This window comes from Bacillota bacterium (assembly GCA_012837335.1).
Lineage (GTDB): Bacteria > Bacillota > Limnochordia > Darwinibacteriales > DTU012 > DTU012.
In genome coordinates, this window is sequence record DURM01000004.1 from 1 (window position 1) to 18,059 (window position 18,059).

Below are 18,059 nucleotides of genomic sequence, written 5' to 3' on the forward strand. Positions count from 1 at the left end.
CTTCCCGCTTCCTCACTGCTGATGTCCTGGTTGGAAACAAGCTGCCGCGCTTGGTTGAGATAGTTATGCGCCGCATAGGAAAATTCCTGGACCGTACCCCGCTGTTCTGGCGGAACCGCCCGGAAATACTCTGCAGGTACTGATTTAATCGCGATCCTCTCCACCACTTCTCCTCCTTTTGCCGATTCTGCAGCCGCTGTTAAACCAGCTAAGAGCAGCACAGTTGCTGCGATCCACACTACCTTTTTCGTTTTCACCACCGCTCCCTCCTTGTAATTGGTAAGATCAAGATGAAAAAGACCTGTGGTTTTCCACAGGCCCGATCTTATTTAATTCCTTCTTTAGTGCGTACCCACTTAATCTTTCCAGCTGCAATTTCATCTAAAGCTATGGAAACCGGCTTTACGTGATTTGATTCCACAGTCGCCTCAGCTCCAGCAAGCAGCTGACGGGCACGCTTCGAAGCTGCAACTACCAGTGTAAAACGGTTATCTACATTCGCGAAATTTCTCTCTGTCATTAATTCTTACCTCCTCTGCCATAACTTCTTCATAGATTCAAGATCAGCTCTGGCAACGCGATAGCGTTCGGCGTTAATAATCGTCATCAAACGCTCAGCAGCTTTATCAAGGTGATCATTGACAATAAAATAGTCATAGTCAACTATATATTTAAGTTCTTCAAAAGAACGTTCTAGTCGCTTGGCAATTGTCTCCATCGGATCTTTTCCCCGCTTGTTCAAGCGGTTGCGGAGTTCTTCCCAGGTTGGAGGCAGTAAGAATACTAAGACTGCGTCGTCAAGCTTCTGCTTAATCTGCAGAGCTCCCTGAATATCAACATCCATAATAACAGTGCGTCCCTGCTGAATCTGCTCCTGCACAAACGATTTGGGTGTGCCGTAGCGATTACCGACAAATTCAGCCCATTCTAAAAACTCATCTTCCGCAATCATCTGATCAAACTCTTCTTCGGATACAAAAAAATAGTCTACCCCATCTACTTCACCGGGACGTGGCGGTCTTGTAGTGGCGCTGACAGAATATTGTAGATTGGGGATACGAGGAATGACACGATTCATTAGTGTATTCTTACCTACTCCGCTTGGACCAGATAAAACAATCAAGAAACCTTTTAAATGCACCTCAATATCCCCCTCATTTCATTACCATACCTGAATTAGCCTCCTCGGCGTCTTCTGCGATAACTGCATTAGTATTATATCATTCTTTGCTGTCTAAGTGAACTTCACTGGAATTCGATTGGAGTCGATGTGCCACTGTTTCAGGTTGAACTGCCGAAAGGATGATATGATCACTGTCTGTAATGATCACAGCCCTTGTTCTGCGTCCATAGGTGGCATCAATAAGCATGCCCCGTTCCCTAGCTTCCTGGATAATCCTTTTGATCGGCGCTGATTCAGGACTTACAATGCTTACGATACGGTTGGCAGCAACGATGTTACCAAACCCGATATTGATTAATTTAATTTCCACTGCTATATCCTCCTTGCTACCATGTTAGCCTGTCAGCCTAGGCGCTCCAGCAGAGCGTTGATCTGCCTTTTGCCTAAACCTTGAACGCGACGGTTTTCATTAATGCCGATTTCTTCCATGATCTTCTTGCTCGTAACTTTGCCAACTTGCGGCAGGGACTGGATCAAGTAAGCAACACGCATTTTTGCTACTACTTCATCGTCCTTAGATTCCAATACCTCCTGCAGGGATATTGCTCCACTCTTCAACTTTGTGCGGAGTTCGGCTCTTTTACTGCGCATCAGTTGGGCTTTCTCCAGAGCTTTTCTCTTGTCAGCATCACTTAATTTCGGCAGTGCCATCCATTTTCACCTCCTTGTTGCCTCAATAATGTTCCCGGAAAACCGGGGTTTTCTCTATTCAAGATTCTGCACTTGCTCTCGTACGCGTTCAATTTCACTTTTAAGCTCCACTACAGCTTTAGTAATATGTAAATCATTGGCCTTTGAACCAATTGTATTGACTTCCCGATTCATTTCTTGAATTAAAAAGTCCAGTTTGCGCCCAATCGGTCCCTTTTCCTTAAGGATTGACCGAAACTGCTTGATATGGCTTTCGAGGCGCACAATCTCTTCATCAATGCTGGACCGATCGGCAAAAATAGCAACCTCTGCTTCAAACCGCTCGGGAGTAAGGCTTGTCCCGCTGATCAGCTCGTTTAAGCGTTCGGCCAGCCGGTTTCGATAGTTCACAACCACTTCCGGAGCATAGGTTCTGATTTCCTGAACCATCTCTGCAGCTGCATCCATTTTTTGAAGAATGTCTCGGGCCAGCTGCTCTCCCTCCGCCAGCCGCATAACGTTAAGCTCGTCCAAAGCATCCTCAACCGCAGCAGCTGCAAGCCTGGTTAAAGGCTCCCAGTCTACTTCCGGCTCCTCAACTTTAACTAAGTCGGGGATCTGGAGAATGTGGTCAAAAGTCAGATCCGGCAGAGAAAGTACTCCTTGGAGTTCCTGCCACTGAGAGTACAATCCGGTCAGGATTCCTCGATCTATCTTCACCATTCTATCCTGTTCGCTTAATTCCTCTATACTTACAGTAATTTCTACGCGTCCCCGCTGAATTCCTACTGCTACCGCCTGCCGCAGCGGCTCTTCCAGCGCTGAATAATTCCGGGGGAGGCGGATATGGATATCCAAATAGCGGTGATTAACTGATTTAGCCTCTACTTTTACGGCCCAGTTCTCATCTGCAGCCTCCGCGCGTCCAAAACCTGTCATACTGTATACCATAATCCTGCCTCCTGCTTCATCGATCGTGCTTTGTGTCGTCTGCTTCTTGTTTGTATACTTTCTGTTAAAATTCCCAATCTCCTGCTTGTTACCTAAATCTTGCCACTGAAAAGTGGCGGTTGAGCCGTCTTTTTGCCATTCTGATGATGGTGTCGACTACTAAGGTGGCACCAGCAAAGAAAAGCACCAAGATCCAATCATTCAAGTTCATGGATGTGGTTTGGAAAACCCCCTGCAGCCAAGGCTGGTACAGCACTAACACATGGGTGCCCACTGACAGCAAAACCGCTGCTACTAAGTACATATTGGTGAAAAATCCCACTTCAAAAATAGAGTGGTACTCGCTGCGGCATTCAAACACATAAATCAGCTGAGCCATGACCAGAGTTGTAAAGGCCAGGGTTCGCGCTTTAACCACATCATTAGGATTCTGCCACAAAGCGTAAATAAATACCGCTAAGGTACAGAGACTGATCAGGGTGCCAGTAAAGCCGATTTTTATGTGCAGCCGCCGGGCAAAGATGCTTTCATTGGGATCCCGAGGCGGTCGATCCATAAGATCTTCATCACCTGGATCTACTCCCAAGGCGATCGCTGGCAGTCCGTCGGTAACCAAGTTCATCCACAAAATTTGAATGGGAACTAAGGGCAGCGGCAGACCTGCCAAAGTAGCGGCAAACATGGTCAGCACTTCCCCCACATTACAGGCCAAGAGATAGCGGATAAACTTGCGGATGTTGTCATAAATTGACCGGCCTTCCCTAATCGCAGCGATGATAGTTTGGTAGTTATCATCGGCGAGGACCATGTCTGACGCTTCGCGGGTGACATCAGTGCCGCTGATTCCCATGGCGATACCGATATCAGCTTCCTTCACAGCAGGCGCGTCATTAACCCCGTCACCTGTCATGCCCACCACTTCGCCGTTTTTCTGCAGCGCCCGGACAATACTCAGCTTGTGCTGGGGCGCTACGCGGGCAAATACATCAACGTTTTTGACTACTTCCCGCTGCTGATAGCTGTCCAGCAGCTCCCACTCCGCTCCCGTCATCACCCGCACTTCCCCATTATGGCCGAGCCCCAGCTGCTCAGCTATGGCTCTCGCGGTGAGCTTATGATCGCCGGTTACCATAATCGTGCGAATTCCTGCCCGTTTAGCCTGGCGGATCGATTTCTTTACTTCCAACCGCGGCGGATCAATCATCCCGGCATAACCCACAAAGATTAAGTCGCTTTCCAAGGTCTGCTCCCCGATATTCGGCGCAGGCACAGTGCGGTAAGCAAGAGCCAAAACCCGCAGAGCTTCCCCGGCGTATACTTCGACACCACTTAAAATCCTGCGCTTATCCTGCGGGGTAAGGGGTTTTACACCATCAGCAGTCAAGATCTTGGTGGACCTTTCCAGAATAATCCCCGGGGCGCCCTTGACATAGGCCAAAAATTCATCGCGGCAGCGCACAACTGCGGTCATCCGCTTCCGCTCAGAATCAAAGGGAACCTCCCGCACCAGGCGGTAATCGTGCTCAAGCTTGACCTTGGTCAGATCTGCGCTGTAGGCTGCTTCCACCAGCGCAACTTCGGTCGGATCACCGATCATCTTCACATTCCTGGTGCGGTCATCAACCTGGACATTATTGCAGAGTGCACCAATCAGCAGAGCTTGGCGAAAAACTTGGTCGGTTTGAGCCAGCTCTTTCAGTTTGTGGTCTTCCGTTACGCTGATATCCCGGCCGTCAATCCAGTAGCGCTGGACTTTCATTTTGTTCTGGGTCAGGGTTCCAGTTTTATCGGAGCAGATGACAGTAGCGCACCCTAACGTTTCCACTGCCGGGAGCTGCCGGATAATCGCGTTCGCCTTGATCATGCGCTGTACCCCGATTGCCAGCGCAATGGTCACCACTGCGGGCAGACCTTCAGGAATGGCTGCCACCGCTAGGCTGACTCCGGTAAAAAACATGCGGTAAACGGGAAAGCCCCGCAGCACACCGGTAACAAACACACCTGTTACAATCAACAGACAGCCGATCACCAGCCAGGTACCTAACTTTTCTAGGCGGCGCTGCAGAGGAGTCTCCACCGCGTATGAATCTTGAATCATGTGAGCAATCCTGCCGATTTCCGTCTTCATGCCGGTTGCAGCCACCAAACCCAAACCCCGCCCCCGGGTAACCAGGGTACCCATAAAGACCATATTGGTCTGATCACCGATGGGAACGTTTTCCCGGTCCAGCGCTTCAGTTTTCTTTCTCACGGGGACTGATTCTCCCGTCAACATCGCTTCGTTGATGTACAGGGTATTGACATTAACCAGGCGCGCATCGGCAGGCACCCGATCTCCTGCTTCGAGAACAATCAGATCACCAGGAACCAGCTCCTCAGCACTGATCTGAATCTGCCGGCCGCCTCGAATCACTTTAGCTGTAGGCGCAGTCAGCTGTTTGAGAGCTTCCAGGGATTTTTCGGCCCGGTATTCTTGGATAAAGCCCATCACCGCATTCATCACAATGATTACCAAAATTGCAATTGAATCCACAACCTCACCGAGCAAGGCGGAAACCAGCGTGGAAATCATCAGCACAATCGTGATAAAGTCGTTAAACTGCCGAAAAAAAATGGTCAGAGCCGAATCCTTCTCTGCTTCGGCAAGCTTATTATACCCATGCTTTTCCAAGAGATCCTTAGATTTCCGCGCCGATAAACCCTGTTCCAAGTCAGTGCCCAAAAACTCAGCCAAAAAGTGCGCATCCTTGTTATAGAACTGCTCTTTCATCTCTGCTCACCCCGCTTTTAGTCCATAAATACCTATTCAGTGGGGCAAAAAAAAATGCCGGCTTAACCGGCATTTACATTGACAGATTATTTTCCAATGATCTCGGCATAATCAGGATTGTACTGAATCGCTAGATCGCGGGAGTGATTGGCCTTATCAAGTTCGCCTTGGATAGTGTACAGCTGCCAGAGATAATAATGGATCTCTCCATCCCGTGGTTTATATAGATACGCTGTTTCGAATTCCTCAATCGCGGACTCATAATTCTCCACAGCAAAATAGGCTTTGGCGAGAATAATCCGGGCTTCCACAAACTCTGGAGCAAGCTCCACTGCTTTAGCAAACGCGGCTATCACATCGTTGGTGATGCCCTGGTCCATATTGATCAAACCGATGCCGTAATATGCCCGGGCATAATCGCCCAGCATAATTGCCTTCACATACCGCTGCAGCGCTGAGGCATAATCACCGCTGTAGTAATCAATATCCCCAAGCATAACATGCACCCAGCCATCATCTGGGTTGCGCTTAAGATACTCACTGAAAACCTGTCGAGCTTCGGAATAATCATCCTGTTCCAAATAGATCAGTCCCAAGAGCAGCAGCGATTCATCGGTCATTTCATCCTGGTCTACCGCGGCTTTCAGGCTTCCGGCAGCCTGTCTCAGCGGCTGCAGCGCCGGAATAATCCGATCCATCCCTGCGGAATAGTACTGCAGGTACTGGAGGGCATTTTCAAACCGCAGTGACCGCTGCTGTGCTCCCACAACTGCCGTCCCTAACAGCAGAATAACTACCAGTAATGCTGCACTTAATTTTCTCGACATCAGATCACGCCCTTATCTAAGTCAAAGCTTGCTTCTACATCATTTTACTTATATTAGACATTGACTATGCTTGTCCCTGCTTTTTTCCTCTGATATACTTTGAGAGGGAGTGTGATTAAAATGGCCTTTGATGGCATCGCTGCAGTAAGAATTGTCGCTGAACTGAACCAAAAACTGATTAACTCCAGAATGGTTAAAATTTACCAGCCAGACCGGCACACGGTAATTCTCCATCTCCGGAGTCTCGGTCAAACCCATAAACTGGTAATTTCTGCCGATCCGGTCAATGCCCGCATCCATACTACACAGCATTCAGCAGAAAACCCGCAGAATCCTCCGGCTTTCTGCATGCTTTTGCGAAAATACTTAGAACCGAGCCGAGTAATGGAGATTAAGCAGCACGAATTAGAGCGGATTATTGTAATTAAGTTTGAAACTTTTGATCCGAATCTCGGCACCACCATTAAAAGTTTAGTTTTTGAACTAATGGGACGAAACAGCAATATAATATTAATCGATCAGGATTGGGTGATTCTGGACGCCATTCACCGCAACAGCGACGAAAACCATCCCCGACCGATTATGCCCGGTCTTTCTTACAAGCTGCCGCCGGTGAACACCAAACTCAACCCTTTAGGCGTGTCTGAACCTGAGGCTATTGCAGAAATCAGGCTGTTTCCCGCCCAGACACCGATTTTCAAAGGACTGGTTAATATCTTTCAAGGCTTAAGCCCACAGGGCGCCGCCGAGGTCTGCCGCCGCGCCGGTATCGATCCCCAAACCTTAAAACAGGACTTATCTTTACAAGAAATGGAAGCCTTATGGAAGAACCTCCATAAGTTTATTACTGTTAAAGAACCGCCGGTACTGGTTCAAAGCGCTAAACCAGATTTCTTTGCCTATCGGCTGACAGATGTACCCGATCAGTTAGAGTTTACCAGCCTTGATGAGCTGGTAGATGACTTCTACCACTACCGCATCCATACTCATCAGGTACGGCAGAAAGCAGGGGCGCTTCAAACCCAGATCAATACTCATCTTAAACGTCTGCGCAAAAAAGAACAGATCCAGCGAAATACCCTTAAAGCAGCTGAAGATGCGGACCAGTGGCAGAAAATGGGCGAGCTGATTCTAGCCAACCTGTATAAAATCACTAAAGGTGACCACAGCGTTACCGCCGTGGATTATTACGATCCAAATCAACATGAGATCACCATTGAACTGGATCCGTCGCTAGGTCCCAGTGAAAATGCCCAGCGCTATTTCAAGCGGTACAATAAAGCCAAAAACAGCAGGGAGATCACGAAAAAACTGCTGAACCTAACAGTCATGGAACGCCAATATTTAGAGGAAGTGATGGTGCAGCTGGAGCAGGCTGATGATCTCGAGGTTTTAGGGGAAATAGAAAATGAGCTGATCAAAGAAGGATTTATCAGAACGAAGCGGTCGAAAAAGCAGAACGGGGATTTTCATCGGAAAGCCAAACCCTATCAGGAATACGCTGCCTCCGACGGCACTGTGATTTTGCTGGGCCGCAATAACCGCCAAAACGATCTGCTTACCTTTAGAGTTGCTAAACCAGACGATATCTGGCTCCACGCTCAAAATATACCGGGAAGCCACGTCATTCTTCGGGCTGATCAGGGAGTGTCGGAGGAAGCTTTATCAGAAGCTGCAGCGCTGGCCGCTTATTATTCGAAGCACAGGAACAGCCCCAAAGTGCCGGTGGACTACACCGAACGAAAGCATGTCCACAAACCGAAGGGGGCAAAACCGGGTTTTGTAACTTACAACCATTTTAAAACAATTACCGCTGATCCAACCAAACTGCAAAACCTGCCTAAAAAAGTTAATTAAAACTGCAAAATAAAAACAGAAAGCAAGCGAGTTCACCTTCCCACGGTCATCTGCGCCTGCCCTCTGTTGTGCTGTTAGCTCTGCCGGGATTCCCGGCAGATTTTATATTCAAAGTTATTTAGTACAGTCTATTCGCTGTGTGACTGTAAATTCCTCTTTTTTCATAAATTAATGTTTAAAATGGCGGATGCCCGTAAAGACCATGGCAATTCCAAAGCGGTCGCAGGCGGCAATTACTTCTTCGTCTCGGATGGAACCACCTGGCTGAATGATGGCTTTAATTCCGCTTGCTGCAGCTTCTTCAATATTATCCGCAAATGGGAAAAACGCATCGGAGCAGAGCACTGCCTCCTGTGCCTTTTCCCCTGCCTGACCGGCCGCTAGCCTAACCGACTGGACCCGATTCATCTGTCCAGCCCCGACACCAATCAGCTGCTTATTCTTGCAGAATACGATCGCATTGGATTTCACGTATTTTACAACCTTCCAACCAAAGAACAGGTCTTCCCATTCCTGATCAGTTGGTGTTCTCTTCGTAACGACTTTCAGCTGATTCTGATCTAAATCTACTGTATCCGCTTCTTGAATCAGGAAACCACCGGAGACCTTCTTCCAATCATAGCCCTCGTCCCGAGCTGGAGCCAATTTTAAGAGGCGCAAATTCGCTTTCTTAGTAAGAATCGCCAAAGCTTCATCGGTAAAATCCGGAGCGATAATCACTTCTAAGAAGATCTTATTCATCTCTGCTGCGGTTTTCGCATCAACTGCCCTGTTGCAGGCAACAATGCCGCCAAAAATCGAGACCGGATCCCCTGCATAGGTCCGCAGATAAGCTTGATAAAGATCTTCCCCGACGGCTAAGCCGCAGGGGTTGCTGTGCTTAACCGCAACCGTGCAGGGCTCAGTAAATTCAGATACTAACTGCCAGGCTGCCTGGGCATCGTAGATATTGTTGTAGGATAACGCCTTCCCGTGAAGCTGCTTCGCATCAGCAATGCTCACCGCCTGTTTTGGCATCTCCCGATAAAAGGCCGCTTTTTGATGGGGATTTTCACCGTAGCGCAGATCTGCAACCTTAGCCAAAGCTACTGTCATTTTCTCCGGCAGCTGCGGCTGCCCCAAATAATCGGCAATAAGTGTGTCGTAATAAGCGGTGTGGTTGAAAGCCTTAGCTGCCAGCCGCTTCCGCTCAGCTTCAGGTAATGCTCCAGCTTCCAATCCTTTAACTACCTCTGCATAATCCGCTGGATCGCAGACGACTGTGACCCGAGCATGGTTTTTGGCTGCCGCCCTTAACAGCGTTGGTCCGCCGATATCGATGTTTTCTATTACATCAGCAAAACTCGCGTTTGGATCCTGCGAAACTTGTTCAAAAGGGTATAAATTTACAACCACCACATCGATTAAATCTGCGCCAATGCTTTTCAGCTCTTGGAGATGCTTCTCCTCATCACGGGCTAAAATGCCGCCATGAATGCGGGGATGGAGAGTTTTCACTCTGCCGTCAAGAATCTCCGGAAAGTCTGTGATTTCCGAGATGTAAGTTACCGGCACATTATTCTCTTCCAGCAGTTTATAAGTCCCACCTGTGCTGATCAGCCGGTAATCAAGTTCTACCAGCCTTTTAGCTAGATCAACAATTCCCGTCTTGTCATAGACGCTCAACAACGCCGACTTCATTTTTATTACCCCCAGTTTTTATACTTAAGTTTATAAATAAGCATAGCTTATAAAATTATGGATATACTATTATTGATAAATATCTATAAACATAAGGAGGTCCGCATCATGCCAGAAAATCTAACCACTGCTGCGGAACAGACTAAAAACCCCCGCAGCTGGACAGATGAGGAAAAAGATCTGGTGTGGGAAGAAGTGATTAAGGGCAAAGCCGAAGGTCTTCCCCTCACCGAGTGTTTCCGCCGCATTTCCCGGCTGCTGCCCCACCGCAGCGAAGCCGCCATCGGCATGCTTTATTACAATGTGCTCCGCAAGGAAAGAGATGAATCAGAAATCCCCAAAGCACCTGTTAAAGCCCCGCCTAGGGAAACTAAACGGGAGTTAAAAATTGATGCGGAACTAATCGAAGCATTTCAAGGTCTGCCGGAATACATCGCCAACCTGCATAAGCGCATCGATCAGCTCGAGCAAAAAATTGCCCAGCCCAGCCCGGAGGCCGTAATCAGCGCACTTATAGAGGCGCTGGAAAACAGCAAACATCAGGACAGCATCACTAGGCTTCAGGCTGAAAACCAAGCGCTGAGAGAAAACCTGGCTAAACTCCAGCAGGCTTATCATGACGCCTTAGGCATTTATGATATGTTTACAAATATGGCGAGCATTTCCCAAATCATGAGTTTGGGTGATTTTAAACAGCAGATGAAAACCACCCTAGATAAATGGGGCAATGTCTTAAAGGTGACTTTCGAAAAAGCTGATGCGAACTAAAAGAGGGTCGGTCAAAAGCCGATCCTTACTTTTCCCATATATTTTTTCGTGTTATATATTTATCATTCGCCCCATCCCGTTTATTCCCTGCAGATATTTAAAATTTGTTCGGTACAATTTCAGTTTCTCTGGTTTGCAGCTGCTGCGTTGGCTCATCTTCCAGAAAGAGATCATGAACCCAGATTGCGCCGCACAAAATCAGCATTATTCCTCCCCACTGCCAGATTAAATCAGGATCGATAATAAATACTGCGGCAGCGGTGGAGAGCAGATATAACACCATGCCCAGTGTTCCCCGGCTGCCGATCCACCTTGCGCCAAGGCCCATCAGCACTCCCTGGAGTGTTAGTCCGAAGCTAGGATCGAAAAGCCAATCAACTCCAAGTCCCAGCACTTCATAAATCTCAGCAGCAATCAAAGCGCTGTCAAAACCAAGCGGAATAAACTTAAGGCTCTGATAAGCTTGGGTATGCTGAATGCAATTGATAAAATAGGCTGCAAAACCTAAAGCCAAACCTCCACCCACTGCTGCCCCAGCGCTTCTAAAATAGCCAACTAAAACCGGCAGCAGCCAAGGAAATCCCGGCATCCACACTGCCGTCAGCGCGATCATCAGGCTGAGCCCCGGATAGCGGTAAATCTTCCCGGCCAGAATCAGCAGAATCAGCCCGCACACTAAAGCCAATCCCGGCCAGACCTGCCATAACGGCAGCAGTACCAGCACTGCAATCAACAAACAGGCTAATGCTGGTGAAATAAACCCCACCAGTACCGCTGCAGCGGGACCCATAAACTGCTTAAATACCGGATCATAAAAATCCAAAGCTCTTAACACCGGCTGCTGCCATAAAGTCCACAGCACTGCTCCGGCAAGCAGGGCATTAAAACAGGCTGTCAGAAGCGGATAATTATCGATCACTAACTCCTTCACCCGCCGCAAGCGCTCCCGCTCCGCCCTTAAATCGGCAAGCCAACCTGCTTTAACACTAATCAGCTTGCGCTGCAGTTCGGAAGCGGTGCGCGGACGCTGATTAATATCTGCACTTCCCGCTTCATTTAAAAGCTTTTTTAAGCTTCCGGGCACTTGTGAGATCTGATTAACTTCGATCAGCTCTCCAAGCACCTTGGCTAAAGCATAGAGATCAGCCCGAGCATCAACAGCCTGTCCCTGGCGCTGCTCGGGAGCAATATATTTCGGTGTTCCCACAATTTGTTTATCTTTCAGCTGCCGGCGGGCTGCCGCGCCAAAGTCCGTTAATTTGCAGGTATTTGTCTTCGGATCATAGAGCAGATTGTGCGGTTTAACATCAAGGTGCACCAACCCCCGCTGATGCACCGCATCCAAGGCTTCGCAGCACTGGATGCCGACATCGAGAATCTGATCTAAGTCCAGCTTCTGCTCGAGCAGAGTCGGACCGGGTACAAATTCCATCACTAAATAAAGGGCGCTGCCGCTAGAAACCACATCGTATAGTTTCACGATATTGGGATGATCAAAACCGGCCAAAATCTGAGCTTCGGTCAGGGCGAGCCGATTATTCTCCAGCACTTTAACCGCTGTTTCCCGATTCAACTGCCGGTCCCAGCTGTAGTAAACCTGCCCAAATCCCCCTTCACCCAGTTTAGATTTGATCACATAGCGATTTAATCCTGGTAATGACTGAGACATACCGATCCCTCCATTACCAGTTTGTACCAATTATAACCAATATATGCAGTATAAAAAAAGCCCCATCCGGATAAAAATCCGGCTGAGGCCTGTATTCGTCTATAATGCGAGTTTGTAGATTTCAAGCACATCATCGCGGGTCAGCTTCACAAATTGGCCTACCGTATTATCACTAGACATCTTGCATTTATCGGCCATTTCTTCCAAGCGGTCATCACCAATGTCAAGATGGCTTAATCTGGTTGGCAGGCCGATGTCAGTGAAGAACCGCTCAAGGCGCCTAATTCCTTCCAGTGCTGTTGATTCCAAGTTCTCAAACTTAATGTCCACATCCCATACCCGGTGAGCGAATTGGGCAAATCTGGGGATATTGTGCTTGTAGACATACTTCATCCAGGCTGGGAACACGATCGCTAAGCCGGCACCATGGGCTACATCGTAAATGCCGCTGATTTCATGCTCAATTTGATGCGACGCCCAATCACCGGTCCTTCCCGTACTCAGCGAATCATCGTGAGCAATAGTGCTGGCCCGCATAATTTGGGCCCGGGCATTGTAATCCTCGGGATTTTCCATAACACGGTAAGCGCAGCTGATAATCGTCTTCAGTACCGCTTCACAGAGGCGGTCGGTTAACTCCACATCAGGAGTCGTGGTGAAGTACCGCTCCATGATATGGGCCATAATATCAGCGATACCGCTGGCTGTCTGATACGGAGGTACAGTAAAGGTCAGTTCCGGGTTCATTATGGCAAACTTGGGACGGATCAATTCCACATTGAGACCCCGCTTGAACCAGCCGTCCTCGTTGGTAATTACACTGCTCTTGCTGGCTTCGCTTCCGGCCGCAGCGATTGTCAAAATAACACCTACCGGCAGCGTCTGTTCTGGAACCGCTTTACCCGAGTAAAAATCCCACACATCTCCCTCATAAGGAACGCCCACACCGATGGCTTTCGCTGAATCGATAGCGCTTCCGCCCCCTACCGCTAGGATGAAGGGGATATCGTGCCTGCGGCACAGCTCAATACCTTCCTTAACTAGGCTGAGATGGGGATTCGGTTTGACTCCCCCCAGCTCAAACACCTCAACACCGGCAGCTTTCAGCGACGCAGTAACCCGATCATATAACCCGGTTTTCTTGACGCTGCCTCCCCCGTAGTGGAGCAGCACCTTGTCCGCGTATTTTTTGACTTCCGCTCCGACTAAATTCTCGGTGTCTCTGCCAAAGATAATCTGGGTAGAACTGAGAAAACGAAAATTAAGCACTGATGAACCTCCCTGTTCCCTATATCTATCTAAACTGTCCCTAGTTAACAGCAGTTCTCAACCTCAACTATTTCCCATTAATTTACTCTTTACATCCTCAACCAGTGATTCCGAACTGTGGCTCGCAATGCTTGTCCACACATGATCCGACGATGCTGCACTGATATAATCACTCACAATCTTGTCCCCGCTGCTGTTCCACACTGTCAGTTTCAATCTACCAGTCTTATCTTCCCTAATTCTCACAAAGAAATCTTCTAATTGATACATGACATTCAATGTCAACACCTCCTGATTAGTATTTTGGCGAAAATATTATCATTTCCTGCCAGGTTTTAAAATATATTTAAAAAATGAGCACAGCTCGTTAAGCTGTGCTTTTACTCATGAAATTTGACTACCTTCCGCTCCAGCAGCGTCACCAGATAATAGAGCAGGGCCGATACAATTGAAAGCATGATCACCGCTGCCATCACCAGCGACATGTTGAAGATTTGGCCGCCGTAGACAATCAGATAGCCTAAACCGGCCTTCGAGCCGAGAAACTCCCCAACAATGGTGCCCACCAGCGAAAGGCCGACGCTGACCTTTAATGCCGCAATCATCGTGGGCACACTGGCTGGGACAACCACTTTGGTGAAGATCTGCAGTCGCGTAGCTCCAAATGTGCGCATCAGCTTAATCTTATTGGGATCGATTGTTTTAAAGCCATTGTGAACCATCATGATGGTAACGATAATTGATGTAGCTATAGCCATGGCGATAACTGGCTTTAACCCGGTTCCCAGCCAGACGATAAAGACGGGTCCAAGCGCTACTTTGGGGATGCTGTTGAGAATGACAATATAGGGATCCAGCACTTTGGAGAGGAAATCAGACCACCACAGCAGCGCCGCAATGATAATGCCTGCCAAAGTCCCGACTGTAAAACCGAGAACTGTCTCCCCTATAGTGTAACCAAGATGACGCCATAATTCTCCGCGATTAAACAAATTTACCGCTGCTGTCCAAGCCCGCGATGGCTTAGAGGCAATAAACTCGTTGATCCACCCGGAGGACGATGCCAGCTCCCACAGAGCAAGTAAAGCGGCGAGGAAAAGGATCTGCGAGACCACTATTACCTGCCTGCGGCGGCGGATCCGCTTCAAATACTGCTTGTGCTCGGATGAATAGGAGTTTTCACCGGTCATTTCTGTTCAGCTCCTTCCAAATAGCACTGAAGTACTCCCTAAACCGCGGTGACTCCCGTCGCTTAAGCGGCGAGCGTTCGAGACAGTCCGGGCCGAAATCAATGAGATGCTCACTCTGCACTGATCCAGGCCGCGGTGTCATCACGATTACTCGATCGGCCATGCTGATGGCTTCAGAAATATCATGCGTGACCATGATAATCGTTTTCTCATACTCGCACAGAATTCGGCTCACATCTTCTGCCACCGCTAAGCGAGTCTGGTAATCTAAAGCAGAAAAAGGTTCATCAAGCAGCAGTACCTCTGGCTCTACAGCCAAGGTGCGGATCAAGGCTACTCGCTGCCGCATTCCCCCGCTTAATTGCTGCGGGTAGTTGTGCTCAAAGCCGGATAAACCGTAATCCACCAGCATCTGCTTCACCCTGGCAGTGTTCTCCGGTGTTTTCTTACGCATTACTTCGAGGCCTAAAAGAGCGTTATCCAAAATGGTGCGCCATTCAAATAGATAATCCTGCTGCAGCATATAGCCGATTTTCTGCGTAGTTCCCACGACCGGACTGCCGTCCAGGCGCACCTCACCCGCTGTGGGCTTGATCAGCCCGGCAACTAACGACAAAAGCGTCGATTTGCCGCAGCCGCTCGGTCCCACAATGCTGATAAACTCTTTCGCATTTACAGAGAGATTAAAGTCTTTTAAGGCCTCAATTTCACCATCAATCGTATGGTAGCGGAGCGATACATCCTTTATCTCCAGTTTCGGCATAGATTTCACCCCTTTACAAGCAATGCCCCAAGATGGGGCATTAACTAGCTGCTAACCGCTGCCTCAGCGATGGTATTATCCATCAGTTCTTCAAAAGGCACAAACTCGAAGAGCTCTCCCGCCTCATACATTACTTCCTGCAGATGTCTGAATGCTGCTTCGGAAATAATGGGAGAGGTCTGCCAAGCATTGATGCTCTTGTAGTTGTTGATGGTGCTCACCAAAACATCATGATCAATTTCTGGGAAAAACGAAGCCACAACCACTGCTATTTCTTCTGGTGTATGCTCATGGGCCCAAATCTGGCCGCGGTAGAGGGCTTTAGTAAACTTGATCAGCATCTCCGGCCGCTCCTCAAGCATGCTTCGGCGGGCATGGTAGACAGTGTAAGCAATTGGTCCTGCTTCCGCTCCTAAAGATGCCACAACTTTGCCGCCACCGATCAGCTCCAGCTGGCTCATGGCCGGTTCAAACTGAGCTATATAATCTCCTACCCCCGCCTGGAACGCTCCTAAGGCAGCTTCAAAGGCAAAGTGCGTTAGAATCTCCACATCAACAAAAGGCTCAATTCCGTGCTGTTTCAGTACCCATTCTAAAACCATTTGCGGCACGCCGCCGGGTCTGGCCCCAATAATGGTTTTTCCCCGCACATTATCCCAGACAAAAGCTTCCTCAAGATCCCGAGTCATAAAAAATGAACCATCGCGGGCTGTCAGCTGCGCAAAACCAACAATGATCTCCGGTGATCCCTGCTGGTAGATATACAGGGCTGCCTCTGGACCAAAGAACCCAATATCCACCGAGCCGGAAATCAGAGCTGCGGCTCCTTTATCAGCGCCCCACGCGGTTTCCAGCTGCACATCCAAGCCCTCATCCTCAAAGAAACCAAGTTCCAGGGCAACGTACTGCGGTGAGTAAAATACCGAGCGGACAACCTCAGATAAGGTCACCCTTTCTAACTCCTTGGCATCAGCGATACCTCCTAATAGCAGCGCTACCGCTACCGCTAAACAGATGATCGCAATCCACCCCTGCTTTGACATGAGAATCCCCCTTCAGGATTAGTCAATTTCTCCTGTATTGTATTCAGGGGGATTTTAAAGTGTGAAATAAAAAAACCAGCCTGCGCTGGTTAGAAGAAATATAGTGCTGACACCACTGCCCCTAAGGCCAGAAACGGCCCGAAGGGGATCGGTGTTTTCCGACCCTGCTTGGTAATGGCAAGATAGATAATGCCAGACACGGAACCAAATAAACTTCCTAAAAACAATGTTCCCAAAGTCGGCAGCGGACCGATAAACGCCCCTATCATGGCTAGAAACTTCACATCACCCATGCCCATTCCCCGTGTTATAGCGGCAATGACAAAAAGAATCCCGCCACCAACAAAAATGCCAATCAAACTTTCAGTTAAGGGAATGGTCCAGCCAATAACCGCAGCCAAAACCCCCAAGATAATCCCGGGAATAGTGATCACATTAGGCAGGATCTTATGCTTGAAATCAATCACGGAAGCGATCAAAAGCAGAGAAAAAAATACCAGTCTTACCGCCAACTGATTGAGCGAACCAGCTGTATAAGCGCACACAGCGAACCCCACTGCTGTGGTGAGCTCCACAACCGGATACTCCCAGCTAATTTTTTCACCGCAGCTGCGGCATTTTCCCCGCTGTATTAAATAGCTGAATACCGGGATCAATTCCCAAGCAGTCAAAGTATGCCCGCAGTCAGGACATTGAGACCGGGGAAAAACGATTGATTTGCCTTTGGGTATGCGGTAGATCAGCACATTATAAAAGCTTCCGAACACTAAGCCAAAGCTGAACAACAACCAAATTAGAGCCATAACCTATTTCAATTCCTTCATCTGATTAAGTACATTATAAACTGCTGCCATCATTCCTGGCGCAAACTGATGATCCAGTTCGGCCGTGCGCTGGTAAGCCCTACCCCTCACTGTAACAGCGTAGCGCGGTTTGGTTTGGTTTAATACTAAAGCAGCTGCGACCGGAATTAAATCGTCATTAATCTGGAACTTTTCACCCTGCTCTTCTAAAACATCAGCCAGCACCCGTTGGACCATTGTCTCACTTAAGTTGACAAGCTCAAAACTCTCGCCGTTCAATCCGTGATACGGATTAGCCCGCACCTTTTCTGCTGCCTGATCCACCAGCTGCTCCAGCTCATTGGCGGCTGCGTGATCCAGATCTGCAAATTTAGTCGCTACCTTAATGTACTGCGGTTTTATGATGTTTAAAACCAACGCACCGATATCTAAAACACAGCGGGGGCAGAAGTCAAAATCAGGATCAGACTGCTGTTTTTGCTGAATCAAGTCGAACACAATATCCTCCATGTAATTATGAACCTCAAAATTCAGCTCGGCTGCAGCCATCTTGTTCTCTCCTTAAATAATCATTCGCGATACTTCTGATGAATCTCAATAAACTTCTCTTCACAGACCATAAACGCCTCGACAATCACAGGGTCAAAATGCTTTCC

At 48.4% G+C, this 18,059-nt stretch carries 19 protein-coding genes; 2 read left to right on the plus strand and 17 right to left on the minus strand.

Annotated elements, in window-relative coordinates; genetic code table 11:
* The 8 genes from GX019_00325 to GX019_00360 all read right to left on the minus strand — a co-directional run.
* Window positions 1-257: hypothetical protein (locus tag GX019_00325; GenBank protein HHT35602.1), on the minus strand; the 257-nt coding region annotated here is incomplete at its 3' end.
* A gap of 68 nt (window positions 258-325) precedes the next feature.
* Window positions 326-520 carry a DNA-directed RNA polymerase subunit omega gene (rpoZ, locus tag GX019_00330; protein ID HHT35603.1) on the minus strand — a complete coding sequence of 65 codons (195 nt, stop codon included), beginning with the start codon at window positions 518-520 and terminating at the stop codon, window positions 326-328.
* A gap of 6 nt (window positions 521-526) precedes the next feature.
* Window positions 527-1,147 (minus strand): guanylate kinase, encoded by a 621-nt coding sequence (gene gmk, locus GX019_00335; GenBank protein ID HHT35604.1) that lies wholly within the window; start codon window positions 1,145-1,147, stop codon window positions 527-529.
* A 73-nt stretch (window positions 1,148-1,220) separates the two neighbouring features.
* A complete protein-coding gene (locus GX019_00340) occupies window positions 1,221-1,493 on the minus strand; it encodes a DUF370 domain-containing protein (protein ID HHT35605.1) in 273 nt (90 codons plus the stop codon).
* Window positions 1,494-1,525: 32 nt separating this feature from the next.
* The gene (locus tag GX019_00345; GenBank protein HHT35606.1) at window positions 1,526-1,834 is read right to left on the minus strand and encodes an integration host factor; all 309 of its coding nucleotides are present in this window, start codon (window positions 1,832-1,834) and stop codon (window positions 1,526-1,528) included.
* 54 nt (window positions 1,835-1,888) lie between these two features.
* Complete coding sequence (locus GX019_00350; protein HHT35607.1) at window positions 1,889-2,764, minus strand: YicC family protein; 876 nt, start codon at window positions 2,762-2,764, stop codon at window positions 1,889-1,891.
* Between the two features lie 88 nt (window positions 2,765-2,852).
* Window positions 2,853-5,534 (minus strand): calcium-translocating P-type ATPase, SERCA-type, encoded by a 2,682-nt coding sequence (locus tag GX019_00355; GenBank protein HHT35608.1) that lies wholly within the window; start codon window positions 5,532-5,534, stop codon window positions 2,853-2,855.
* A gap of 86 nt (window positions 5,535-5,620) precedes the next feature.
* Entirely contained in the window at window positions 5,621-6,361 is a 741-nt protein-coding gene (locus GX019_00360) for a tetratricopeptide repeat protein (protein HHT35609.1), read from the minus strand.
* Between the two features lie 120 nt (window positions 6,362-6,481).
* Here GX019_00360 and GX019_00365 point away from each other — a divergent pair, with 120 nt between their 5' ends.
* Window positions 6,482-8,218, plus strand: coding sequence for a fibronectin/fibrinogen-binding protein (locus GX019_00365; GenBank protein ID HHT35610.1), 1,737 nt, complete (start codon window positions 6,482-6,484; stop codon window positions 8,216-8,218).
* Between the two features lie 168 nt (window positions 8,219-8,386).
* Here the strand turns inward: GX019_00365 and purH are convergent, their stop codons facing one another.
* Complete coding sequence (gene purH, locus GX019_00370) at window positions 8,387-9,904, minus strand: bifunctional phosphoribosylaminoimidazolecarboxamide formyltransferase/IMP cyclohydrolase (protein ID HHT35611.1); 1,518 nt, start codon at window positions 9,902-9,904, stop codon at window positions 8,387-8,389.
* 102 nt (window positions 9,905-10,006) lie between these two features.
* On the opposite strand from purH, the gene GX019_00375 reads away from it, so the two are divergent.
* A complete protein-coding gene (locus GX019_00375) occupies window positions 10,007-10,666 on the plus strand; it encodes a hypothetical protein (protein ID HHT35612.1) in 660 nt (219 codons plus the stop codon).
* 97 nt (window positions 10,667-10,763) lie between these two features.
* On the opposite strand, the gene GX019_00380 is transcribed toward GX019_00375, so the two are convergent.
* The 8 genes from GX019_00380 to GX019_00415 form a co-directional block, all read right to left on the minus strand.
* Window positions 10,764-12,335, minus strand: a complete 1,572-nt coding sequence (locus GX019_00380; protein HHT35613.1) for a serine/threonine protein kinase — start codon at window positions 12,333-12,335, stop codon at window positions 10,764-10,766.
* Between the two features lie 99 nt (window positions 12,336-12,434).
* Window positions 12,435-13,604 carry an iron-containing alcohol dehydrogenase gene (locus GX019_00385; GenBank protein ID HHT35614.1) on the minus strand — a complete coding sequence of 390 codons (1,170 nt, stop codon included), beginning with the start codon at window positions 13,602-13,604 and terminating at the stop codon, window positions 12,435-12,437.
* Window positions 13,605-13,667: 63 nt separating this feature from the next.
* Window positions 13,668-13,883: a hypothetical protein gene (locus GX019_00390; protein ID HHT35615.1), complete on the minus strand. Its 216-nt coding sequence runs from the start codon at window positions 13,881-13,883 to the stop codon at window positions 13,668-13,670.
* Window positions 13,884-13,984: 101 nt separating this feature from the next.
* Window positions 13,985-14,794 (minus strand): ABC transporter permease, encoded by an 810-nt coding sequence (locus GX019_00395; GenBank protein HHT35616.1) that lies wholly within the window; start codon window positions 14,792-14,794, stop codon window positions 13,985-13,987.
* A complete protein-coding gene (locus tag GX019_00400; GenBank protein ID HHT35617.1) occupies window positions 14,784-15,557 on the minus strand; it encodes an ABC transporter ATP-binding protein in 774 nt (257 codons plus the stop codon). Before GX019_00400 ends, GX019_00395 begins: the two co-directional genes overlap by 11 nt.
* Window positions 15,558-15,601: 44 nt before the next feature.
* Window positions 15,602-16,600 carry an ABC transporter substrate-binding protein gene (locus tag GX019_00405; protein HHT35618.1) on the minus strand — a complete coding sequence of 333 codons (999 nt, stop codon included), beginning with the start codon at window positions 16,598-16,600 and terminating at the stop codon, window positions 15,602-15,604.
* Window positions 16,601-16,689: 89 nt separating this feature from the next.
* A complete protein-coding gene (locus GX019_00410; GenBank protein HHT35619.1) occupies window positions 16,690-17,403 on the minus strand; it encodes a prepilin peptidase in 714 nt (237 codons plus the stop codon).
* A gap of 3 nt (window positions 17,404-17,406) precedes the next feature.
* Window positions 17,407-17,952 (minus strand): late competence development ComFB family protein, encoded by a 546-nt coding sequence (locus GX019_00415; GenBank protein ID HHT35620.1) that lies wholly within the window; start codon window positions 17,950-17,952, stop codon window positions 17,407-17,409.
* Between the last annotated feature and the right edge of the window lie 107 nt (window positions 17,953-18,059).